19 protein-coding genes are annotated in these 22,540 nt (G+C 33.9%); 8 read left to right on the top strand and 11 right to left on the bottom strand.

All coding sequences use genetic code 11. The features are described from left to right. Positions 1–52 precede the first annotated feature (52 nt). From BLT84_RS10075 to holA, 5 genes are all read right to left on the bottom strand, one after another. A complete protein-coding gene (locus BLT84_RS10075) occupies positions 53–991 on the bottom strand; it encodes a CPBP family intramembrane glutamic endopeptidase (RefSeq protein ID WP_091265215.1) in 939 nt (312 codons plus the stop codon). Then, entirely contained in the window at positions 981–2,036 is a 1,056-nt protein-coding gene (locus tag BLT84_RS10070; RefSeq protein ID WP_091265212.1) for an o-succinylbenzoate synthase, read from the bottom strand. The genes BLT84_RS10075 and BLT84_RS10070 overlap by 11 nt, the downstream gene beginning before the upstream one ends. Before the next feature lie 32 nt (positions 2,037–2,068). Further along, positions 2,069–2,749, bottom strand: a complete 681-nt coding sequence (locus BLT84_RS10065) for a metal-dependent hydrolase (protein WP_091265210.1) — start codon at positions 2,747–2,749, stop codon at positions 2,069–2,071. A gap of 94 nt (positions 2,750–2,843) precedes the next feature. Continuing rightward, positions 2,844–3,746 (bottom strand): 1,4-dihydroxy-2-naphthoate polyprenyltransferase, encoded by a 903-nt coding sequence (locus BLT84_RS10060; protein ID WP_091265207.1) that lies wholly within the window; start codon positions 3,744–3,746, stop codon positions 2,844–2,846. A 1-nt stretch (position 3,747) separates the two neighbouring features. Further along, on the bottom strand, positions 3,748–4,752 hold the full coding sequence (gene holA, locus BLT84_RS10055) for a DNA polymerase III subunit delta (protein ID WP_034891137.1): 1,005 nt from the start codon (positions 4,750–4,752) through the stop codon (positions 3,748–3,750). A 116-nt stretch (positions 4,753–4,868) separates the two neighbouring features. On the opposite strand from holA, the gene BLT84_RS10050 reads away from it, so the two are divergent. From BLT84_RS10050 to BLT84_RS10035, 4 genes are all read left to right on the top strand, one after another. After that, on the top strand, positions 4,869–5,324 hold the full coding sequence (locus BLT84_RS10050; RefSeq protein ID WP_091265204.1) for a type I restriction enzyme HsdR N-terminal domain-containing protein: 456 nt from the start codon (positions 4,869–4,871) through the stop codon (positions 5,322–5,324). Between the two features lie 55 nt (positions 5,325–5,379). Continuing rightward, positions 5,380–6,372 carry a glycosyltransferase family 2 protein gene (locus tag BLT84_RS10045; RefSeq protein ID WP_091265202.1) on the top strand — a complete coding sequence of 331 codons (993 nt, stop codon included), beginning with the start codon at positions 5,380–5,382 and terminating at the stop codon, positions 6,370–6,372. Positions 6,373–6,452: 80 nt separating this feature from the next. Beyond that, the gene (locus BLT84_RS10040; protein WP_034891131.1) at positions 6,453–7,286 is read left to right on the top strand and encodes a flagellar motor protein MotB; all 834 of its coding nucleotides are present in this window, start codon (positions 6,453–6,455) and stop codon (positions 7,284–7,286) included. A gap of 464 nt (positions 7,287–7,750) precedes the next feature. After that, positions 7,751–8,863: a hypothetical protein gene (locus BLT84_RS10035; RefSeq protein ID WP_091265199.1), complete on the top strand. Its 1,113-nt coding sequence runs from the start codon at positions 7,751–7,753 to the stop codon at positions 8,861–8,863. Positions 8,864–8,952: 89 nt separating this feature from the next. On the opposite strand, the gene BLT84_RS10030 is transcribed toward BLT84_RS10035, so the two are convergent. The 3 genes from BLT84_RS10030 to BLT84_RS10020 all read right to left on the bottom strand — a co-directional run bounded on the left by BLT84_RS10030 (position 8,953) and on the right by BLT84_RS10020 (position 12,265). Next, positions 8,953–9,573 carry an L-threonylcarbamoyladenylate synthase gene (locus BLT84_RS10030; protein ID WP_091265195.1) on the bottom strand — a complete coding sequence of 207 codons (621 nt, stop codon included), beginning with the start codon at positions 9,571–9,573 and terminating at the stop codon, positions 8,953–8,955. A gap of 68 nt (positions 9,574–9,641) precedes the next feature. After that, positions 9,642–9,854: a DUF2945 domain-containing protein gene (locus BLT84_RS10025; protein ID WP_091265191.1), complete on the bottom strand. Its 213-nt coding sequence runs from the start codon at positions 9,852–9,854 to the stop codon at positions 9,642–9,644. 86 nt (positions 9,855–9,940) lie between these two features. Next, on the bottom strand, positions 9,941–12,265 hold the full coding sequence (locus tag BLT84_RS10020; protein ID WP_091265189.1) for an ATP-dependent helicase: 2,325 nt from the start codon (positions 12,263–12,265) through the stop codon (positions 9,941–9,943). A 151-nt stretch (positions 12,266–12,416) separates the two neighbouring features. Here BLT84_RS10020 and BLT84_RS10015 point away from each other — a divergent pair, with 151 nt between their 5' ends. Next, on the top strand, positions 12,417–12,962 hold the full coding sequence (locus BLT84_RS10015; protein WP_034891121.1) for a DsrE family protein: 546 nt from the start codon (positions 12,417–12,419) through the stop codon (positions 12,960–12,962). 156 nt (positions 12,963–13,118) lie between these two features. Further along, the gene (locus BLT84_RS10010; protein WP_091265186.1) at positions 13,119–13,640 is read left to right on the top strand and encodes a hypothetical protein; all 522 of its coding nucleotides are present in this window, start codon (positions 13,119–13,121) and stop codon (positions 13,638–13,640) included. On the opposite strand, the gene BLT84_RS10005 is transcribed toward BLT84_RS10010, so the two are convergent. The 3 genes from BLT84_RS10005 to BLT84_RS09995 are packed head-to-tail and all read right to left on the bottom strand — an operon-like array spanning position 13,637 to position 17,577. Further along, positions 13,637–14,560 (bottom strand): patatin family protein, encoded by a 924-nt coding sequence (locus tag BLT84_RS10005; protein WP_091265183.1) that lies wholly within the window; start codon positions 14,558–14,560, stop codon positions 13,637–13,639. The two genes, BLT84_RS10010 and BLT84_RS10005, sit on opposite strands and share 4 nt — an antisense overlap. Then, positions 14,560–15,462 (bottom strand): patatin family protein, encoded by a 903-nt coding sequence (locus BLT84_RS10000; RefSeq protein ID WP_091265179.1) that lies wholly within the window; start codon positions 15,460–15,462, stop codon positions 14,560–14,562. Before BLT84_RS10000 ends, BLT84_RS10005 begins: the two co-directional genes overlap by 1 nt. Beyond that, entirely contained in the window at positions 15,463–17,577 is a 2,115-nt protein-coding gene (locus tag BLT84_RS09995) for a M1 family metallopeptidase (protein WP_091265176.1), read from the bottom strand. A gap of 139 nt (positions 17,578–17,716) precedes the next feature. Between BLT84_RS09995 and recG the strand changes: the two genes are divergently transcribed. Together recG and pheT are read left to right on the top strand one after the other, a co-directional pair. Continuing rightward, complete coding sequence (gene recG / locus BLT84_RS09990) at positions 17,717–19,822, top strand: ATP-dependent DNA helicase RecG (protein ID WP_091265173.1); 2,106 nt, start codon at positions 17,717–17,719, stop codon at positions 19,820–19,822. A gap of 279 nt (positions 19,823–20,101) precedes the next feature. Beyond that, positions 20,102–22,528: a phenylalanine--tRNA ligase subunit beta gene (gene pheT / locus BLT84_RS09985; RefSeq protein ID WP_091265169.1), complete on the top strand. Its 2,427-nt coding sequence runs from the start codon at positions 20,102–20,104 to the stop codon at positions 22,526–22,528. Positions 22,529–22,540: the final 12 nt, after the last annotated feature.

Genomic DNA, 22,540 nt, shown 5'->3' with positions numbered 1-22,540 from the left:
ATAAACAGTAATTATTATTTAATCTCTAATCTAATAATTTAAATTCAATTTTTTAAGAACTTATCTGGGAATCTAGATTCGTATCTTCTTTTACACTCCCAAACAGCTTATCTTTCCAGTTAGTCCATTTATATTTCCTAGCCATTATAAATAAGATGATAGGATACATGATCAATATTGGATAAACATTTTCCCATCCTGTTCCAGGTTCAGAAATATCTTTTAATAATGAATTGGTTTGAAAGGCAGTCCAATCTGCGGTTACTAGTACAGCTGTAATCAAATTATTTCCAGCATGAAAGCCCAAAGCTAGTTCCATGCCATCATCCATTAACGTCATTATTCCCAATAAAAATCCTGTTCCTATATAATAGATCATTATGATGTTACCTAGTTTGGTAACTTCAGGATTAAAGAAGTGAAGTCCACCAAATATTACCGAAGTTATTATGAGCGGCAACCATCGAGTTTTAGATAAAACTCCAAATCCCTGCATTAAATAACCTCTAAAAAGATATTCTTCAAAACTTGTTTGAATTGGAACAAAGATCACAGCTATAACCAACATTATATAGAATTTTGTAGGTTCAAAATTCACAACATAATCTTGTGGATTGGAGAAGTAATCTATTAACACAGTGCTCACAGAAATTAAAGCTATTATTCCAAATCCGAAGCCTATCCTACTCCAATCTACTTTATCTCTTGCTGTGGTTAACGATCTTATAGATTGATAATGGATATTCTTGGCAACGAAAAATATCCCTATTAGCCCCACTGCGAAGGTTAGAAGCATCAAAAAAAATGAATAATTAGAGTCTAGACTGTTCAACATCTCCATCTGATCCATATTTGGATCTAAACTCCCATTGAGAAATAATGCAATTGTTAATGGCACCTGACCAATCACAACTGCTAAAATTATCAGCATTAGACCAATGAGGTATCTCCAAAATTCGTGATAGTTTTTTAGGGCTTGTTCAATAAACATTTTTGTAAATAGTATCTAAATCCCAAATGTTCTCAGGATTGTATTCAATTTTTCCTTTTTTTACCTCTAACGGACTTTCAAAGTTATTTGTGTATAGCCCCCCAGTTCCCAAACCTTGTGGCATTGGTGAATTTTGTAAATAGGTCCATTGGCTAATTGCATTTAATCCAATATTACTTTCCAGAGCACTCGTTACCCACCAGCCAATTTTCAGCTCCTCTGCCAGATCTATCCATTCTTTAGTTCCTTTGAATCCTCCAATTAAACTAGGCTTAAAAATTATATATTGAGGCTTTATAGCTTTAAGTAGATCTCTTTTATCTGACACTTCTATAATACCTAGAAGTTCTTCATCTAGAGCAATTGGAAATGGCGTATGAGCACAAAGCTTAGCCATAAATTCCCAATTACCCTGTTTTATGGGTTGTTCTATACTATGAAGTTGATAGGCGCTAAGTTGCTCTAACTTATCTAATGCATCATCTATAGCAAATGCACCATTAGCATCTACCCTAAGTTCAATATCATCAGCAGAAAACTCGCTCCTTATATATTTTAAAAGATCTAGTTCTGCCTGAAAATCTATAGCTCCTATCTTAAGTTTAATGCAATCAAAACCAGCTTCTATCTTCTGAGAGATCTGCTCCTTCATATATTCTTTAGTTCCCATCCAAACCAAACCATTAATAGGAATATTATTCTCACCGGAGGTAAATTTTGAAGGAAATAATACTAAAGAATCTTGAGCCTTAAAAGATTGAAATGCCATTTCCACGCCAAGTTGTATAGAAGGAAATTCGCGTAATTGCATCCAAAGAGCTGCTTCCCCTAAAGCAATATTTTCACAAACCCAGTTTAATTTCTCCTCGTAATCTGGCCTGTCATCAATACTAAGTGAGCGAAGTATACCGCATTCTCCTATGCCTAGCTTATTACCATCAGTAATTACTAAAAACCAGGTTTCTTTAGTGGTAAGTACACCGCGTGAAGTTCCGCTAGGGCGCTTAAAGTGTAGGGTGTATTTTTTATAAGTTGCCTTAAGCATTAATTATTATGTAAAGTAATTGTAATAAAGTTTTATAGTTCTATGCTTTCGCCTATTCCCAATAACATTAAGTCTTTACCTTTTTCATAGAATTTGCGCTTAGCCTCTTCATGATTTATTTCTATGTAACCAAAAGTGTCGTAGTGACAACCAATTATCTTGTCACACTCAACAAAATCACTGGCTAAGATAGCATCGTCAACGCCCATGGTGAAATTATCTCCTATTGGCAGTATTGCCAAGTCTAATTTTGTGTGCATTGGAATAAGTTTCATATCCATAGTAAGAGCAGTATCTCCAGCTATATAAATATTCTTATGTTCGCTCTCAATCACAAATCCTCCGGGTTGCCCGCCATAACTTCCATCTGGAAAAGAACTAGTGTGAATTGCGTTTACATATTTAAGTTTACCAAATTCAAAATCCCAACTCCCTCCGTGGTTCATAGGGTGACATTCCAAACCTTTCTCTTCGTAATGATTTACAATTTCAAAATTACTAACTATCACTGCCCCGGTATTTTTAGCGATCGCTTCAGCATCTAAAGTATGATCTTGATGCGCATGTGTTAGAAGTATGTAATCTGCTTTAAGATCTTTAATATCGATCTTATCTTTTGCTAATTCATTTCCTGTGATAAAAGGATCTACTAGTAAATTAATATCTCCAATTTTAATTCCGAAAGAGTTCTGTCCGTAGAAAGTGATTTTCATATTGTAAAGTAATTATATTGACCTTAAAAATAAACAATCACCAAACACTTCTCTTTATACCAATGATATTATTTTGTTAAAACAGAGTCTGAGGCTATAAGATAAGCCCAACTCCAAATAGAACAGATAAAAAGAAAGTAGATAAGGCTAAAACCTTTAATTCAGGATCTAGCAAAACTGCACTTTCATTTTGTACAACTCTTTTTAAATGTAATAATAATGGTACTAGAGCAATTAAATAAAGAAATTCATTCCAATGTGCAGCAGTTAGAACACTGTAGATAACAAAACATAAAATTGCAATTATAATAAGCATATAATGATAGGTCTTGGCATTTGCTGCACCCATCTTCACTACTAAAGTATTTTTTCCTGCTTTCTTATCAGACTCTCTATCCCTCATATTATTTAAATTAAGGACTCCTGTACTTAAAAAACCGATCCCAAAAGCTGGTAAAAGAGCTATTGCATCTAGCTCGTGAACATATAAAAAATAAGAACCATAAACCCCTACTAATCCAAAGAATAGAAATACATAAAGATCTCCAAGACCTCTATATCCATAAGCATTGTTGCCAACGGTGTATTTAATTGCTGCAACAATTGCTGCAATGCCTAAGGCAAAAAATATTAAAGTATAGAGAAAATTATCATTGCCAAATGCAGTATATATCAATAGAACCGCAATAACAAGAGTCGCAATTGCTGTAAGTGCAATTCCTTGTTTCATCTCCTTATGAGTAATAAGCCCACTTTGTATAGCGCGTGCAGGACCTATTCTATCTGCGTTATCTGTTCCCTTTACACCATCTCCATAATCATTGGCAAAATTAGATAACACCTGTAAGCCTAAAGTAGTACCTAAAGCCAAGCTAAAAACCACGATATTAAAGTAACCTTGAGACGCAGCCATGGTAGTACCTACAATTATTCCTGATATGGACAATGGCAACGTTCTAAGTCTTGCTGCTCCTATCCATGATCTTAAACTTCCCATATTAATTCATTATTTTTACTACAAGTTCTTTTAAAAGATCTTCCTGTGAAACACTCGCTGCTCCCACACCTTTACTTTTTACATCTGCATCTCGCAACAAACTAATAATCTGACTCACCTTTCTCATCGGAAAATTTCTTGCCGCTATCACGTAATCATTTACAAAATAAGGACTTATTCTTAGATATTTAGCAACATTAGGCTTAGACTTATCTGCTAAACCATGGTACTGTAATATTTGCGAAAAATAAGAGAAGAGCAAAGAAACTGTGACTACCATTGGATTATCTTTCGGATTTTGTCCGAAATATTTGATAATTCTATGTGCTTTTAATTGATCTCTTTCTCCAATAGCCTTTCGAAGCTCAAAATTATTAAAATCTTTACTTATTCCTATATTCTCTTCAATAAGCTCTGGAGTAATAGTTGTTCCCGCAGGAGAAATAAGCTGAAGTTTTTGCAGCTCATTATCTATCTTACTAAGATCTATTCCTAAAAATTCTACCAGCATTTGAGCTGCTTTTGGTGAGATTCCATAATCTCTAGATTTTAAGGTTTTTTGTATCCAATCTGCAACCTGATTTTCATAGAGCCTTTTACTTTCAAAAATTACCCCAGATTTTGAAATGGTCTTATATAACTTCTTTCGCTTATCTATTTTCTTATACTTATAACAGATCACTAAAACTGTAGTAGGCTGAGGATTTTCTGCATAAGAGTCTAATTTTTCTATAGTTCTGGAAAGATCTTGAGCCTCCTTAACAATGATTACCTGCCTTTCGGCCATCATAGGAAAACGTTTGGCATTGCTTACAATTTCATCTATAGTGGCATCTCTACCATACATCATCATCTGGTTAAACCCTTTTTCCTCTTCCGCTAAAAGATTCTTTTCTATATAATCTGCTATTTTATCTATATAGTAAGGTTCTTCCCCCATTAAAAAGTAGATCGGCTTTATATCTCCGCTTTTTATTGTTTTAACTATTTGTAATGCTTCTTCCATAATGGTTTTAAAAAGGTTCTGAATATGTTACTTTTGAAGCTGAATTTATTCAGAAGTGGTGATTGGAGTTCAGCATCCATGATGCCAATCAGAATATAATCATATTGATCTGAACAATGCAAAAACTTAATTTTCCAGAATATTCTTTTCGGTTCAAAAATAGCGAAAATAAAACGGCAGCTTTTGATGAAATCAGGAAAAAATTTATCCTTCTTACTCCTGAAGAATGGGTAAGATTGCATACCGTTCAATATTTAATTCAGCAAAAAGGATATCCAAAAACCCTAATTAATGTAGAGAAGCAATTAAAATTAGGTAAAATGATTAAACGCTATGATATTGTAGTATATAAACCTAATGGCGAGATCTACATCATAGTGGAATGCAAAGCCCCAAAAATTAAGATCACACAAGATACCTTTGATCAGATCGCCAGATATAATATGCAATTAAAGGCAGATTTTCTAATGGTCACCAATGGTTTGGATCATTATTATTGTAATATGGATTATAATAAAGAGCAGTACAATTTCCTTGCAGAAATACCGATATATAACATGAACGATCTGTAGGAGATCTAACCGACTTAATAATTAAGAGTATTTTTGTACTCTAAAAATTTACTGCATGACCATAGGAGTAGTTATCCTCAATTGGAATGGATTGGAACTTTTAAAACAGTTTCTTCCAGAAATACTTAAATTTTCTCCAGAAGCTACTATTTATTTAGCAGATAATGCTTCTACAGATACTTCTATAAAATATACCCAAGAAAATTTTCCTGAAGTACAGATCATTGAAAATCCTGAGAATGGAGGTTTTGCTAAAGGCTATAATGATGCTTTGTCTCAAATTGATGAAGAAGTTTATGTTCTATTGAATAGTGATGTACAGGTAACTCCTCATTGGTTAGATGCTGTAACAGATATTTTTAAAAATCAACCTAAGGTTGGTGCAGTACAACCTAAGATATTAGATCTTAAAGACCCAGATTGTTTTGAATATGCTGGTGCTGCCGGAGGATTTATAGATAGATTTGGATATCCGTATTGCAGAGGTAGAATATTTGATTCTAAGGAAAAGGATGAAGGACAATATGATGATGAAATAGAGATTTTTTGGGCTAGTGGCGCTTGCCTTGCCATAAGATCTGAAATATATAAAAAAGTTGGAGGCTTAGATGAAGACTATTTCGCACATCAGGAAGAGATAGATCTTTGTTGGAGGATTAATGCAGCCGGTTACAAAATTAGGTATACTCCACACTCTGTTGTGTATCATTTGGGCGGAGGTACACTTAATGCCATGAATCCAAAGAAAACGTATTATAATTTTAGAAATAGTTTATACAACATTATCAAGAATATCCCAAAGAACGATCTTATATGGGTGCTTTTTGGTAGGATGACACTAGATGGAATTGCTGGATTAAAATTTTTGGCAGAAGGGAAACTATCTCATTTTACAGCTGTTCTTAGGGCTCACTTCCACTTTTATGGGAATATCCTATCTATGTATGACAAGAGAAAAAATACACATAAACTAGAAAATTATTCAACTGTCTTGTCTATTGTTTATAAGCACTTTGTGCAGGGAATAAAAAAGTTTTCAAATTTATGAGGTTTCCAGAAAAAAAATAGTTTTCTGGCATCAGATTTGATAAATTTGAAGTTCTAACAATTAATAATAAAAATCTAATTATGAAGAAAATTTTGCTTTTATCGGCCACCGCTGCCTTATTACTTTCTTCTTGTGTTTCACAAAAGAAATATTCAGAGCTTGAAGCCGCACACAAAGAAACTCAAGATCAATTAAACACAGCTACTGTGAAGTTGAACTCTTGTTTAGAAGAAAAAGATAGACTAGGTGATCACATTAAAACATTAAGCAATCAAAACACTGCTTTATTAAACAATGTGGGAGATTTAGCAACACTTTCTAAGCAAGAAGCTTTAAATCTTGAAAAATCTTTGGAGAGTATCAAAGAAAAAGAGATCAAAATAACACGCATGCAAGATGCTATTACTAAGAAAGATTCTGTAACTCTTGCTTTAGTAACTAGCTTAAAAGGAGTTCTTGGTAACATGAGCGACGAAGACATTAGCATTAATGTTGAAAAAGGTGTGGTTTATGTATCAATTTCAGATAAATTATTATTTGAAAGCGGTAAATACAATGTAACTTCTCGTGCTAAAGAAGTATTAGGAAAGGTTGCTACTGTTGTGAAAAACAAACCAGAGATTGAATTTATGGTTGAAGGACACACAGATGATCAAGCTATGAAAGGTGGAGTTATTGAAGATAACTGGGATCTAAGTGTTAAACGTGCAACTTCTGTAGTAAGAATACTTCAAAATGAATTTGGTGTACCACCAGAAAGAATGACTGCAGCAGGAAGAAGTTACTATATTCCAGTAGCAACTAACGATACTAAAGAAGGTCGTGCTAAGAATAGAAGAACAAGAATTGTTATTCTTCCAAAATTAGATCAGTTCTACAACCTGATTGATGAAGGAATGAAAGAAGCTAAATAATCTAGCAATTCTTATTAAATATAAAAGCCTCGCAATGCGAGGCTTTTTTTTATTCAAATTAATTTTATCCTATAGCTTATTCATCAAACCCGAATTCTTAAGGCAACCAATAATCTCCTATGTATTACAGAAAAGGTAATATCATATAATGTATCATCATGTCCATTAATCACTTAAAAGTTTGAAACATAAGAATGTTATTAATAAAGTAAAGGAAAAGCGCATGTAATATTAATGCTTTTGCTATTTATTCAAATTAAAATTTAGTTTATTAACCAATAAACTATCAATAATTCAAAATATATACGTTTAGTAGAGAATATCAATTATAATACTATTTAATGTTTTTCGCATAGATACTGATGTTATCAATTAATACTCGATGAAAAACTTTATAAAGCCGATATAATACAATTATAATGATATATTTAACCTATCATTAACTAAAATAACTAATTATAAGAATGGGAAAGATTAAAAACTTTATCACGTTATGTGCTGTGGGATCGGCAATTGTTTCGTGTCAAACAGAAGATAATGTTCAAAATTTCGATACCTCTAATAACAATGCTTTAAAGTCCAGAACAGAATTAGTGCTTCTTCCAAACAGTAATAAATTTGCTGAGAAAGAAATGAGTGAAAATATGGGTGACATCTTTAACGCTGTCGCACCAAGCGAATGTGGACCTACCGCATTTAATAGTGTTTCAAGTAAATACATCCAACAAATTATTGCTGATCCTTTAGCCTTATCAGAAAATGGAATTTACTCTAACGTAAATTATTACTACAGCTTCTTATTAGATAATAGTGATCAATATTTTGGGAATGACGGAGATTATACCAAATTAATGGTGAAACGCGAAAGAGAATTAGCTTCTTTCTGGGATATGCAGGGAATGATCACCGTGAAAGGACAACATACCGAAAGCTTAGACAATAAAGACATTTGGGTGGAGGTACTTTCTACTTTCTACGGATATAGCCAACCAGATGGTACTTTTGTAAATCTAACTATTGAACAAGCTTCTCAAATTGCAGACGAATATTTGGGATATAACGAACTATCACCAAACTTACCTGAAAATCCATATTTTGCTACAGATGGTTTTGCTTCTGGAAATAAAACAATTGTTATAGGAGACGGTTTAGTAACATGGCTTGCAGAAGCTGGAGTTGATGAAGGAATTGTATGGACTGGTATTTTAGCTCACGAATGGGCACATCAAGTACAATTTTTAAACTACCCAACTTGGTATCCACAAGGAGCAGATCCAGATCAAGCAACTGCAACTCGTTACACAGAGTTAGAGGCAGATTTCTTAGCGGCTTATTACATGACACACAAAAGAGGAGCTACTTACCATCAAAAACGAGTTGAAGAGTTTTACAGTTTATTCTTCCAAATAGGAGATTGCGGATTTAAAAGTGCTGGACACCACGGAACACCTGCACAAAGAATGAGAGCTGCAAATCTAGGTTTCGATCTCGCAAACAGTGCTCAAAAACAAGGTCATATAATGACACAACAACAAGCTCATGAGTATTTTGTTGCTAATGTTGCAGGTATCTTGTAATTTGAAAAAAGATTAATTCATAACCACGAAAAAAGCCTCGCAGTGCGAGGCTTTTTTTCTATTATTAATATTTAAACAAATTCAAATATTTACATAATTTCAGTACTTCCTTTTCCTTCTCTTATAATTTCAGGCTCCGCACCCGAAAGATCAATAACAGTGGAAGGAATATTATCTCCATATCCACCATCTATAACTATATCTACAAGCTTATTCCATTTTTCTAGAATCAATTCTGGATCTGTAGTATACTCAATAACCTCATCTTCATCTCTAATAGATGTAGAAACAATTGGATTGCCTAAGGCTTTTACTATAGCATTGCAAATGTTGTTATCTGGCACCCTAATCCCAACTGTTTTTTTCTTTTTGAAAACTGAAGGCAAGGTATTATTACCAGGCAAAATAAAAGTATAAGGTCCCGGGAGGCTGCGTTTTAAAATTTTAAATGTTCGTGTATCTATTTGCTTAACATAATCTGATAAATTGCTTAGATCTTCACATATAAATGAAAAATTAGCCTTTTCGAGCTTAACGCCTTTAATCTGCGCAATCTTTTCTAAAGCTGAAGTATTAGTAATATCACATCCTAATCCATAAACGGTATCTGTAGGATAGATTATCAATCCACCATTTCGTAAAACATCTACAACCCGTTTTATATCTTTCTGATTTGGGTTCTCTTCGTAAATTCTAATTAATTCTGCCATACTGATATATTTTTAAGCTTCTCAAAATTTACGAATTTCTAAAACTTAATTTCGAAAAATTTAAATATTTATTCAATGTGCTCTACCTCCTGCTCTAACTTCAATACCTTGGCACCATCTTCCTGCTCAATATAAAGTGCCTTGTTGCCACTACTACCCTTTCGTGTTACCTCAGAACCTTTAATTTGCTTTGTTACTTCTTCGGTATAAGTTTCAATTACTTTGCCTTCAGCGTAACCATTTCCCCATTTCCATTTTACAGAACTTCCTTCTCTTACCATTTTTTTATTTTCAAATTATAAAAAAGCCTTGGTATGAACTTAATCAATAACAGAAGTTTAACGGATGATGAAGATATATTAATGTTTTATGAAAGCAGTTTCAGCTTAGCAAACCTTAAGAGTAATTTTTTAATCCCTCCGTTCTCAAAATTGATCTCTGCTTTTTTATCCTGGCCGTTACCATCTATTTTAATAACATGCCCTTTTCCAAATCTTATATGTTCTACTTGATCCCCTTCTTGCAATTGAATTGTATCTTTTACCGAAGCTGTCTCTCGTGAAGTGGTAGCAGGTCTCAATTTCCTTAGTTTTCTTAATTGCTCCTCACTAGGTTTATGCGCGGGTGGAGGTGAGCTGGATCTTGGTTTGGTCTGTCTAAATTTACTCTTATCTACTTCTCCAAAAATATCTGCATCTATTAGAGGCTTATATTTATAATCGTCTTGAGGAATCATGTAATGCTTATAAACATCATCTATTTCCTCTATAAATCTACTTGGCTCCGCATCTACTAACTTTCCCCATCTATACCTAGATTGCGTATAGGTTAGGTAGGCTTGTTTTTCTGCTCTTGTTAAAGCCACATAGAACAATCTACGCTCCTCCTCAAGTTCAGATCTCGTATTCATGCTCATTCCAGAAGGAAAAAGATCTTCTTCCATACCTACAATATATACATATGGAAATTCTAATCCTTTAGCTAAGTGAATGGTCATTAAAGCCACTCTATCATCATCTCCAGTATCTTTATCTAGATCTGTTGCTAATGCAACGTCTTCTAAAAATTCTGACAGCGAGCCGGTAGCATCTGCTAATTCTTTTTGACCTTCAACAAAGTCTCTTATCCCGTTAAGTAATTCTTCAATATTCTCTATTCTAGCAACACCTTCTGGAGTAGTATCTTTTTTTAATTCCTGAATAAGTCCCGTTTTCTTTGCAACGGTATCTGCAACAGTAAAAGCATCAGCATTCTCATTAAGAATTCTAAAACTCTTAATCATATTCACAAAATTGGTAAGCTTATTTCTAGTACCAGAATTGATCTTTAGATCTAATTGATCTATATTTTCAATGATCTCGAAAATAGATTTTCCATATTGATTGGCTGCAATAGTTAATCTATCTATTGTAGTGCCTCCAATTCCTCTAGCGGGAAAATTAATTATCCTTTTAAGTGCTTCCTCATCATTGTAATTAATAAGTAGCCTTAAATAATAGATCACATCTTTTATCTCTTTACGCTGATAGAAAGAAAGTCCGCCATAGATCCTATACGGTATATCACGCTTTCTAAGTGCGTCTTCCATAGCCCTACTTTGAGCATTGGTTCTATAAAGAATAGCAAAATCTCCATTACTTAGTTGGTGATTCATTCTATTTTCAAAAATAGAACTGGCTACATATCTACCTTCTTCTCCATCTGTAAGCAGTCTATTAACGATGATCTTTGCTCCATCATCATTGGCGGTCCATACAACTTTCTCTAATTTGGTCTTATTCTTATCTATTATTGAATTTGCAGCATTTACTATATTTCTGGTAGACCTATAATTTTGCTCCAATCTATACATCTCCACATTATCATAATCTTTCTGAAAGTTTAGAATGTTGTTGATGTTAGCACCTCTAAATGCGTAAATACTCTGTGCATCATCTCCCACAACGCATATATTTTGGAATTTATCTGATAATGCCTTTACAATTAAATATTGAGAGTGATTGGTATCCTGATACTCATCAACCAGAATATATCTAAATCTATTTTGATATTTTTGAAGAACTTCCGGAAACCTATTCAACAACTCATTGGTCTTTAGCAGCAGGTCATCAAAATCCATAGCACCGGCTTTAAAACATCTCTCTACATATTCTTTATATATCTCACCCATTCGAGGCTTTTTAGACATAGCGTCTGCCTCTTTTAGCTCCGGATTTTGAAAATATGCCTTAACCGTAATAAGACTATTCTTATAAGAGGAGATTCTAGAATAAACCTGTTTGTATTTATAAACATCCTTATCTAGTCCCATTTCTTTGATAATAGCAGAAATAAGACGTTGAGAATCCTGAGTATCATAAATAGTGAAATTGGATGGATATCCTAATTTGTCTGCCTCCATTCTAAGCATCTTTGCAAAAATGGAATGAAATGTACCCATCCAAAGATTTTTCGCTTCACTACTACCTACGATCTGAGAAATACGCTTTTTCATTTCTCTTGCAGCTTTATTGGTAAAGGTGAGTGATAGAATATTAAATGGATCTACCCCCTTACTCATTAAATAGGCAATTCTATAGGTAAGCACTCTCGTTTTTCCAGATCCAGCACCTGCAATTACTATCATCGCCCCGTCTTTTTGAAGAACGGGCGCCCTTTGGGCATCATTCAATTCAGCTAAATATGATTCCAATTTTCCTCTTTATTTTAAGCCGTGAATTTAACCAAAAATCGGGTCAAATTAAAATCTGAAGCCCGCATACTTTGAAACATTTCAGCTATTGTGGCAAGCCTACTAAAATTTTAAATATCTTTAAAAAATCTAATTCATTATTCTTCCTACCATGAACTTTATTCCAAAATCAATATTCACCATTCTATTTATAGGCACCTCTTATTTTGGCTTCTCTCAAGAAAGTGATGCAATACCAAACTATGGCCCTACCTTTGAGGTTCCTAACCTAGATTTTGAGACAGACAAAAGCACAGAACTTAAGATCGTTTTCGATATTACTGCAAAATCTAAAGACCCAAATGATATAAATAGATATATTGAAAGTGCTGCAAGATTTATAAATATGAACGTGAAGCATGGGGTTGCTCCTAAAAACATAAAAGTTGCACTTGTACTCCATTCTGCTGCCGTTAACGATGTGTTATTAGATGAAGATTATGCAACTAAGAATAGCGAGGCAACCAATGGAAATCCTAATACTAAATTAGTGTCAGAACTAGCAGATTTTGGAGTAGATGTCATTGTATGCGGCCAAACGGCAGCAGCAGCAAATATTTTAAAATCACAAATGTTACCAGAGGTAAAAATGGCTTTATCTGCAATGAATGCGCTGGTTCAACTTCAAAATGAAGGCTACCAACTTATAAACTTCTAAGTATTGCCTTGTAGAATGTACTAATTTTAATAGAAATTGCGTTAGCTCTTTAAATGCTTAGCACTGACTTTAGTTCTATTGAGAAGCTACAGTCTAATCTTAAAATATTACTTTTACATTAGCATTATAAACAGTGCGTACTATTTGTGTTACTCTATGAATGATATCAATATAATTCAGCTTTTCTTCTATATTTTACCTGCCATAATTGTTGGCTTAGTTGCATTTTATTTCTTTAGAATGTACATGCTAAATGAAGAAAAAAGACGAATGTTTCTAATTAGAAAAGAGAATCAAAAAGAAGCATTACCCCTAAGATTACAAGCTTATGAGCGTATGGCACTTTATCTTGAAAGGATTTCATTTGGTAAATTATTGATTCGCATTAAAACAGATAATCTTACTGCAGAAGAATATTCCAATGTACTTACAAGCAACATTGAAATAGAATTTGAGCATAATTTAGCACAGCAAATCTATATTACCGGAGAGTGTTGGAATGTTATAAAGACATCTAAGAACGCAACCATAGGCATTATTAGAAAAACCTTAAAACAAGAAGGGGTTACATCTGCAGATAAATTGCGAGAGGTTATTTTGGCTGGATTAATGGAGCAGCAAGCCCCAACAGAAACTGCACTAGACTATATTAAAAAAGAAGTTAGAAGTATTATTTAGATCAACTTCTTAAAAGCTAATATTGGATCTCCTTTTTTTTGAAGCCCCTTTTCTTTAGCATATTCAAAGCCTTGTTTCCACCATTGTGTCATGGCTTTTTTATTAAAGACTAGAGAATTTTCTGTAAGTTGCACTGGGGTATAATATGTATTCAACTTCACATTTTTGTTTAAGGCAGCTAATTTCCCTTCAACCACATCGTGATATTCTACCTGATCTAATAAAAACCCGAACAGATTGATCATTAGCGAAAAAGGATTTTTTCCAAGAACTTTATTGTATTCCATATTTTCAGCTTCCAGAATTATTGCATCCACCTCTGTAGCACCTCTTTTAATAGCCTCTCTAATTGGTACCACGCAACCTAGACCACCATCTGCATATTCATAACCATTCTTAGTTGCTAAACTCATAAACGGAATATAGTTACAGCTTATCCATATCCAATCACAAAAATCATCATAAGAAAAATCGTGGATAGATTTATACTCCACCCGATTTTTAGATAGGTTAGATACTGTAACTACTACATCTTTTGCGTTGGCTTTTACTGAGTTAAAATTTTCTTCTGAAAAGTTCTTTCGTATATGTTTGCGCAAGTTCTTACTTTCTCCAAAAGTTCTTTTTTTCTTTACGAACTGCCAGAACATATTAAAATAATTGATGGTAACATATTCCCTTCCGTCTTTCTTCTTTACTATAAAAGGGTTAAGACTAAAGATTTTTCGTTGAGTTACGTTCGTATAGATATCATACACTTTCGTGATATTTCCATCTGCTAAATGAGGAATTAACAAGCTTCCGGTAGAAGTTCCCAGAAAAAGATCATATTTCTTTCCTTCTTCCTCCATTAAATATTGAGCTACTCCTCCAGCAAACGCTCCTTTACTACCGCCTCCAGATATTACCAATGCACGCATTAAGGTTGAATTTGATTTAAATCTTCATTTTTATATTTGGCAAAACTATAACCACTTTCCCACCATCTCTCCATCTTCTCCTTATCAAAAATAAGAGAATTGGTAGTTAATACTGTTGGTGTATAATAAAAATTTACGATCACATTTTTATTTGCCGCTACAAATTTCCCTATTCTTATATTCTGATTTTCAATTCTATCTAACATAAAACTGAAGAGATGCGTAATAAGCGAAAAAACATTTTTAGAAGGGAGTCTATTAAAATAGGTTACTTCTGTTTGTAATATAATAGCATCTATTTCTGTTGCGCCTCTCTTAATAGCTTCTTCTATTGGAACCATAGATCCTAATCCTCCATCAGCGTACTCACATCCATTCTTGCGTACTAAACTCATAAATGGGGTATAATTGCAAGAAATCCATATCCATTCACAGAAATCTTCATATCCAAAATCGTTTATAGACTTGTATTCCACCTCGTTCATAGAAAGATTAGAAACAGTAACAATTATCTCTTTATTACTTTTCTTCAAAGTCTCAAATTCTTCGGGAGTGATGGTCTCTAAAATAAGTTTTTTAAGATTATAACTCTCACCAAAGGTCTTTCCTCCTTTAAAAAAGTTTTTGAGAACATTAAAGTGATTGATGGAAATTTGATCGTACCCATGTTTTCTTTTCACCATAAAAGGCCTATTGCTAAAGATACTTTTTTGAGTAACCGAAGTATAGATATTCTTTATCTTCTGAGTTTTATTAAGCGCCAAATGAGATATTAGCAAGCTTCCCGTAGAAGTTCCCAAATACATATCATAATCATGGCCCTGAGCTTCTATTAAATACTGCGCTACACCGCCGGCAAAAGCACCTTTACTACCACCTCCAGATATAACAAGTGCCCGCATTTAGATTTTGAGCTTTTTATTTAAGAATTCTTTATCTACTTCTTTCAAACTATCTAATAAAGCTACATATTTTTCTCGATAAACCTGATTTTCTAAGAGCTTATATAGTAAATCTCTGCAATAATCTCTAAATCTATAGTTGTAATGCTGAGCGCCCTGCACCAGATCTATTAAATTTTGATTTGTAAAAGTGTCTATCTGATATAGATAACCAAAAGCATTTTGCCTAAGCTCAAATGGATACGAAGGATAAGTATAGGAACTAAGTTCTTTATAATAAATTTCTGACTTCTCTGCATCTACCGCAGGACTCACTAGATTTAGTGTTAGCCAAAGCAACCTAACATTTTTATTAGAGAAACCCTGTACAGTACTTGTAACATTCAGATAATTTTGAATTTTATCTGGATAGCGCAACCAAAGCTCCATTAAAGCCTGCTCTTTAGTTAGGTAAGAATCATCTTTAAGTAGCCCTTCAAAATTAGTCTTCAAGCCATCCGGTATATTTTTAATACTTGCTGCAATAGCCTGCCTTACATACAGATTACCGCTCTGAAACGCCTTTTTATATAACTCTCGAGCTATTAAACTTTTCTGGCCGGATAGTTGAATGATCACTTCCTGACCTATATAATCATTCACCGGAAATTCTAAAGCTTTCCTCAAAATTTCTTGCTTATTTATTAAAGGGGTTTCTCTTAAAGCCGCTATCTTTAAATAGTCTGTTATGAACTTAGATTTCTTTAAAGAGTTTAACGCCGCGGTACCCTGAAATGCAGTTTGCTGTAACCAGTTTTTCTTAAAACCATCCAATTTATTACCATACACTAATTCCACTTCCTCCATGAAATTAGCGGTTGTAACATTGCTAAACTTATATTTTTCCAAATAATTCTGAATGGCCTTTTTAAAGATAGCATCTCCTACTCGCTCTCTAAGCATATGCAATGCCCATGCACCTTTTTGATAATATGTAATTGAACTAGATCTAGGGCTCACTAATAATTCACCTTTGCCTTTATCACTTAACGCTTTTAATTGCTCTGCACTTTCATATAATTTCCAATAGTAATAATCTTCTCCAAAAATATCGCGTTCAGCCAGCAATGCGTAATATGTTGCAAAACCTTCTTGCAACCAATGATCTTTTCCAGATCTTTCTGTGATGAGATTCCCAAACCATTGATGAGCCAGTTCATGAGCATTTACAGAAATATAATTTCTATCATTAAACCCAATGCTATCTACCATCATCATATCTGCAAAAAGAGTGATGCTCGTATTTTCCATTCCGGTATATAGAAAATCCTGAACCGGTAGTTGTTTGTAATTTTGCCATTGGTAAGGCACTCCAATTTCTTTCTCTAAAAAATCGAAGATTTTCTTTGTATGCTTATAGGTAGGTGATACCTTAAGAGAATCTTCAGGATAATAATACAGCTGTAAAGGAATTCCAGATTTAGATCTCTCACTCTTTAACCGGTATTCCCCAATTGCTACTGCCGCCAAATAACTGCTCATAGGCTGCTGCATTTTATAATGCCATTGGGTAGAATTATTATCTAGCGTTAATTTATCTTGAAACTCACCATTAGCAAACACATCATATCCATTACGGAAACTTATCTTAAGATCGAAAATTGTTTTCTCTCTCATATCATCCACAACAGGCATCCAGTGCGATGTATTCTTACCCTGACCCTGGGTCCAAACTTGTTTCCTTAAATTTTGATCTGAATATTGCCAGTTAATAAAATACATAGCCTGTCTAGGACTTGCGATATAGTTGAAACTAATGGTATCTATATCTGATGATCTAAAATCTGAAATTAGCCATATCTTAGATTTATTATAATAATAATTTACTTTTTCACCATTCAAAAGCACATTCTCAAATTCCATATTTTGAGCATCTATATAAATAGAATCCGTGTTTTTAATCACTTCTAAAGAATAGATCATTTTACCTTTAACGGTATTAGTTTCTGGCAAGATTGCTATTTCTGCAGCCGTTGTCTTAAAATCTACGGTTTGTATCTGCTCCAATTTTACATTGTCTTGAGAGTAGATATTAAAATTAATATGTAAGAACACTAGCAGCAGCAAAGCTTTCATAGCAGGGGGATAATAAAAATACATAGGCTTTTACACCCTATCTATATTAGATTAGCGTATAAAAATACAATTCACGCTTCACAATTCATACTATCTTGATAAGAAGATAGCTTTAATGGTTTTTTAATATCTTCGTTTTATGAATTCAAACCTGTTACAGACTCCCATAGATTATTTAAAAGGCGTAGGACCCGCTAGAGCAGAACTACTTCGCAAGGAGATTGGAATTCATACCTATCAAGATCTAATAAATTTCTTTCCAAACAGATACCTTGATAAGACGAAATATTACAAGATCTCCCAATTGCAACAAAACTCTGCAGACATTCAAATTATTGGTAAGATAATCAATATCAAAACTGTTGAACAAAAGCGAGGAAGTAGATTGGTAGCAGAATTTATTGATGATACCGGTAAAATGGAACTGGTTTGGTTTAGAGGTCAAAAATGGATTCGAGAAAGTTTAAAGATAAATACACCCTATGTAATATTTGGAAAGACAAATTGGTTCAATGGAGTTTTTAGCATGCCACATCCAGAAATAGAATTGCTGGAAGAGCATGAAAAAAATCTTAGAATTGCCATGCAACCTATCTATCCTTCTACAGAAAAATTAGCAAGATCTGGGATCACAAATAGAGTGATCACCAAAATAATGCAGCAACTTTTTCTGGAAACCAAGGGAAAATTTTACGACACTTTGAACGATGATCTAAGAGGTGAATTAAAATTAATATCAAGAGCAGAAGCACTTTTTAATGTACATTTTCCTACCAGCCAAGAGCTACTTGCAAGAGCACAATTCAGACTTAAATTTGAAGAATTATTCTATGTTCAGCTTCAACTTTTGGTTAAAAATATGCTTCATAAAAAACGAATCAAAGGTTTTATTTTCGATCAGATAGGAGAGAATTTTGGAGAGTTTTATAATCAATATTTACCGTTCGAATTAACCGGTGCGCAAAAGAGAGTGATCAAAGAAATTAGGAGCGATATGGGTAGTGGAGCACAAATGAACAGGCTCTTACAGGGAGATGTAGGCTCTGGGAAGACGATAGTTGCCTTAATGTCAATGTTAATAGCACTTGACAACGATTTTCAAGCTTGTCTTATGGCTCCTACTGAAATTTTGTCAGTACAACACTATCACGGATTAATTGAACTATGTAAAGAACTGAATACCAGTATTTTCATTTTAACTGGCTCAACAAAAGCTTCAAAGAGAAGAGAGATCCATGAAAAACTTGAAAATGGTGAAATAAACATCCTAATTGGAACTCATGCGCTTCTTGAAGACAAGGTTAAATTCAAAAATTTAGGACTGGCAATCATAGATGAACAACACAGATTTGGCGTTGCTCAAAGAGCAAAATTATGGCAAAAAAATCATCTCCCCCCACATGTTTTAGTGATGACCGCCACCCCTATTCCCAGAACTTTAGCAATGAGTCTATATGGCGATTTAGATGTTTCTGTAATAGACGAATTACCACCCGGAAGACAAGAGATAAAAACAGTTCATAGATACGATAGTAATCGTCTAAAAGTTTTTAGATTTATAAGAGATGAGATTGCAAAAGGGAGACAGGTTTATGTGGTTTATCCTCTCATCCAGGAGTCAGAAAAAATGGATTATAAAGATCTCATGGATGGTTATGAAAGTATTGCAAGAGAATTCCCTATGCCGGAATTTCAAATCTCTATAGTACACGGACAAATGAAGCCAGCCGACAAAGAATTTGAGATGAATAGATTTGTACAAGGTGAAACACAAATCATGGTTGCAACCACTGTTATAGAAGTAGGGGTAAATGTTCCTAATGCCAGCGTTATGATTATTGAAAGCGCCGAAAGATTTGGACTTTCCCAATTACATCAACTTAGAGGTAGAGTTGGTAGAGGAGCAGAACAGAGCTATTGTATTTTAATGACAAGCCATAAACTTTCAGAAGATGCAAAAACTAGACTTCAAACAATGACCACTTCTAGTGATGGTTTTGAAATTGCAGAAGTAGATCTAAAACTTAGAGGTCCCGGAGATCTTATGGGAACGCAACAAAGTGGAGTACTTGTTCTAAAAATTGCAGATATCATAAAGGACAATCAGATACTACAAACGGCCAGATATTATGCTAAACAAATACTTACCGAGGATCCAGATCTAAAACTTGAAAAGAATAAAGCTATTAGATACACCTATGCGCAAGTGGCTAAACACAAGAATATTTGGAACTATATTAGCTAACATGACTCCGAGCACGCCCTCAATTAATTTTACTAACAATCATATTTCAGAATAATTAAACTGTACAGCAGAGTTGAGAAAATACAAGATTCATTCAATTTAAATACTACTTTAGACTGCATCCTTAGAATTGCATTTTGACGTTTTATCATTAATCTTGGATAAGAACGCTTATTTGACTTAAATTAGAATCTATTGATATTTTATCTCTAAAAACAAAGGGCAAATTATGCCAAAACCATTCGTAATACTATCTTTGCCCACGGAAAAAAGGAACCTATGAAAATTTCATACAATTGGCTTAAGCAATTTATAAAACTACCAAATAACCCAGAAAAGACGGGACATTTACTTACAGACCTTGGGCTGGAAGTAGAAGGTATCCAAAGCTTTCAAAGTGTAAAAGGAGGTTTAGAAGGAATTGTAGTTGGCCAGGTATTAAGTTGTATTCCGCATCCTAATGCAGATCGACTTAAATTATGTAAGATTGAAATTGGATATAATGAGACACTTCAAATAGTTTGTGGTGCACCAAATATTGCCGAAGGTCAAAAAGTACCGGTAGCAACCATAGGCACCGTTCTTTATGATGAAAAAGGGGAATCTTGGGAGATAAAAAAAGGCAAGATACGCGGAGAAGAAAGTTTTGGAATGGTATGTTCTGAGCAGGAGCTGGGACTTGGTGCAAGCCATGATGGTATCATGGTTCTAAAGAGCGATCTGGAACCAGGAAAAGCTATAGCCGAAATTTTTGAAGTTGAAAATGATCAAGTCTTTGAAATAGGTCTTACTCCAAATAGAGCAGACGCAATGAGCCACTGGGGAGTTGCAAGAGATCTTAAGGCTGGATACCAGCAACAAGATCTTAGCCTAGAACTTATTACTCCTTCTGTAAGTGGTTTTAATGTAGACAGTAGAAGTCTAAGAATTCCGATATTTGTAGATGATTCTAACCTTGCGCCTAGATATTGCGGAATAACTATGTCTGAAATCAAGGTAAAACCTTCACCAAAATGGCTTCAGAATAGATTAAAAGCTATAGGAATAAATCCGAAGAACAATATTGTAGATGCTACCAATTACGTTATGCATGAACTTGGACAGCCTTTACATGCCTTTGATGCAGATAGCATAGTAGGAAATGAGATTCACGTAAAGACCCTTCCTGCGGGCACCAAATTCACTACGCTAGATGAAGTAGAAAGAGAACTTCATGAAGAAGATCTTATGATCTGTGATACTCAAGGACCTTTATGTATAGCCGGAGTATTTGGAGGAATTTCTAGCGGTGTTAAAGAAACAACTTCTAAAATTTTTATAGAAAGTGCCTACTTTAATCCTGTTAGTATAAGAAAAACAGCTAAAAGACATGCTCTTAACACAGATGCATCATTTAGATTTGAAAGAGGAATAGATCCAAACATTACAGAATACGCCTTAAAACGTGCGGCAGTGCTTATTAAAGAGATTGCCGGAGGTGAAATAACTAGTGATGTAGATGATCTATATTTCAAAAAAATAGAAGACTTTCAGGTTTTTCTAACCTTTGAAAAAGTTAATAAGCTTATAGGCCAGAATCTTGCTGAGGAAACCATCAAATCTATCTTAGCTTCTTTGGAGATTCGAGTTAACAATGTTACAGAATCTGGAATGGGGCTAACCATTCCTTCTTATAGAGTAGATGTTCAAAGAGAAGCAGATGTTATTGAAGAGATCTTAAGAGTTTACGGATATAACAACATAGAATTTGGAACGAAATTAAATGCCTCCATTTCAAATTCTTCAAAATTTGAAGATTATAAACTTCAAAATCATATCGCAAATCAATTGGTAGGACAAGGTTTTTTTGAAACCATGGCTAACTCCTTAACTACCGCTAGTTATACAAAATTAACTGATCATATTAGTGATGAGCAAAGCGTAAGAATGCTTAATCCGCTAAGTCAGGATCTGTCTGTTATGCGTCAGTCATTATTATTCTCAGGATTAGAGGCGATAAGCTATAATTTAAATAGAAAGAGAAGTGACCTTAAATTCTTTGAATTTGGTAAAACGTATCATAATTATCCTAGCGGCCGTGAGGAGAAAAAGCATTTAAACCTATTTGTTTCGGGCAACAGGTTTTCTGAATCTTGGAATACTACTCAAACTCCTGGAAATTTCTTTTACATTAAAGGTATAATAGAGAATATTTTAGAGCGTCTTGGGATTATATCTCTCAAAAATTCTTCTGTAAAAGGAGATATATTTTCTGAAGGCCTTGCTATTTCCTCAGGAAAATCTAAACTGGTTGAATTTGGAGTATTAAAAAATTCAATACTTAAGCATTTCGGAATTCAGCAAGAAGTTCTATATGCAGATTTTAACTGGGACCTTGTACTAGAAACGGCCCAAAATCAAAAAGTTATGTTTACAGCTATTCCAAAATCTCCGGCGGTACGGAGAGATTTTGCACTATTGTTGGATGAAGCTGTTAGCTATGAAGAGATTGAAACTATTGCTAAACAATCTGAAAAACGACTTTTAAAATCTGTGAATCTTTTTGATGTGTATCAAGGTAAAAATCTACCTGATGGAAAGAAAAGTTATGCAGTAAGTTTTATGTTTCAGGATGAGCATAGCACGTTTACGGATAAGCAAATAGATAAGATAATGAACAAATTACAACAGCGCTTTGAAAAGGAATTGAAGGCTGAATTAAGATAGTAATTCTCATCT

Origin of the sequence: Gillisia sp. Hel1_33_143 (assembly GCF_900104765.1) — a bacterium.
Classification (GTDB): Bacteria; Bacteroidota; Bacteroidia; order Flavobacteriales; family Flavobacteriaceae; genus Gillisia.
Note: the sequence above shows the minus strand (reverse complement) of the source record. Positions and strands in the feature narration are given on the sequence as shown.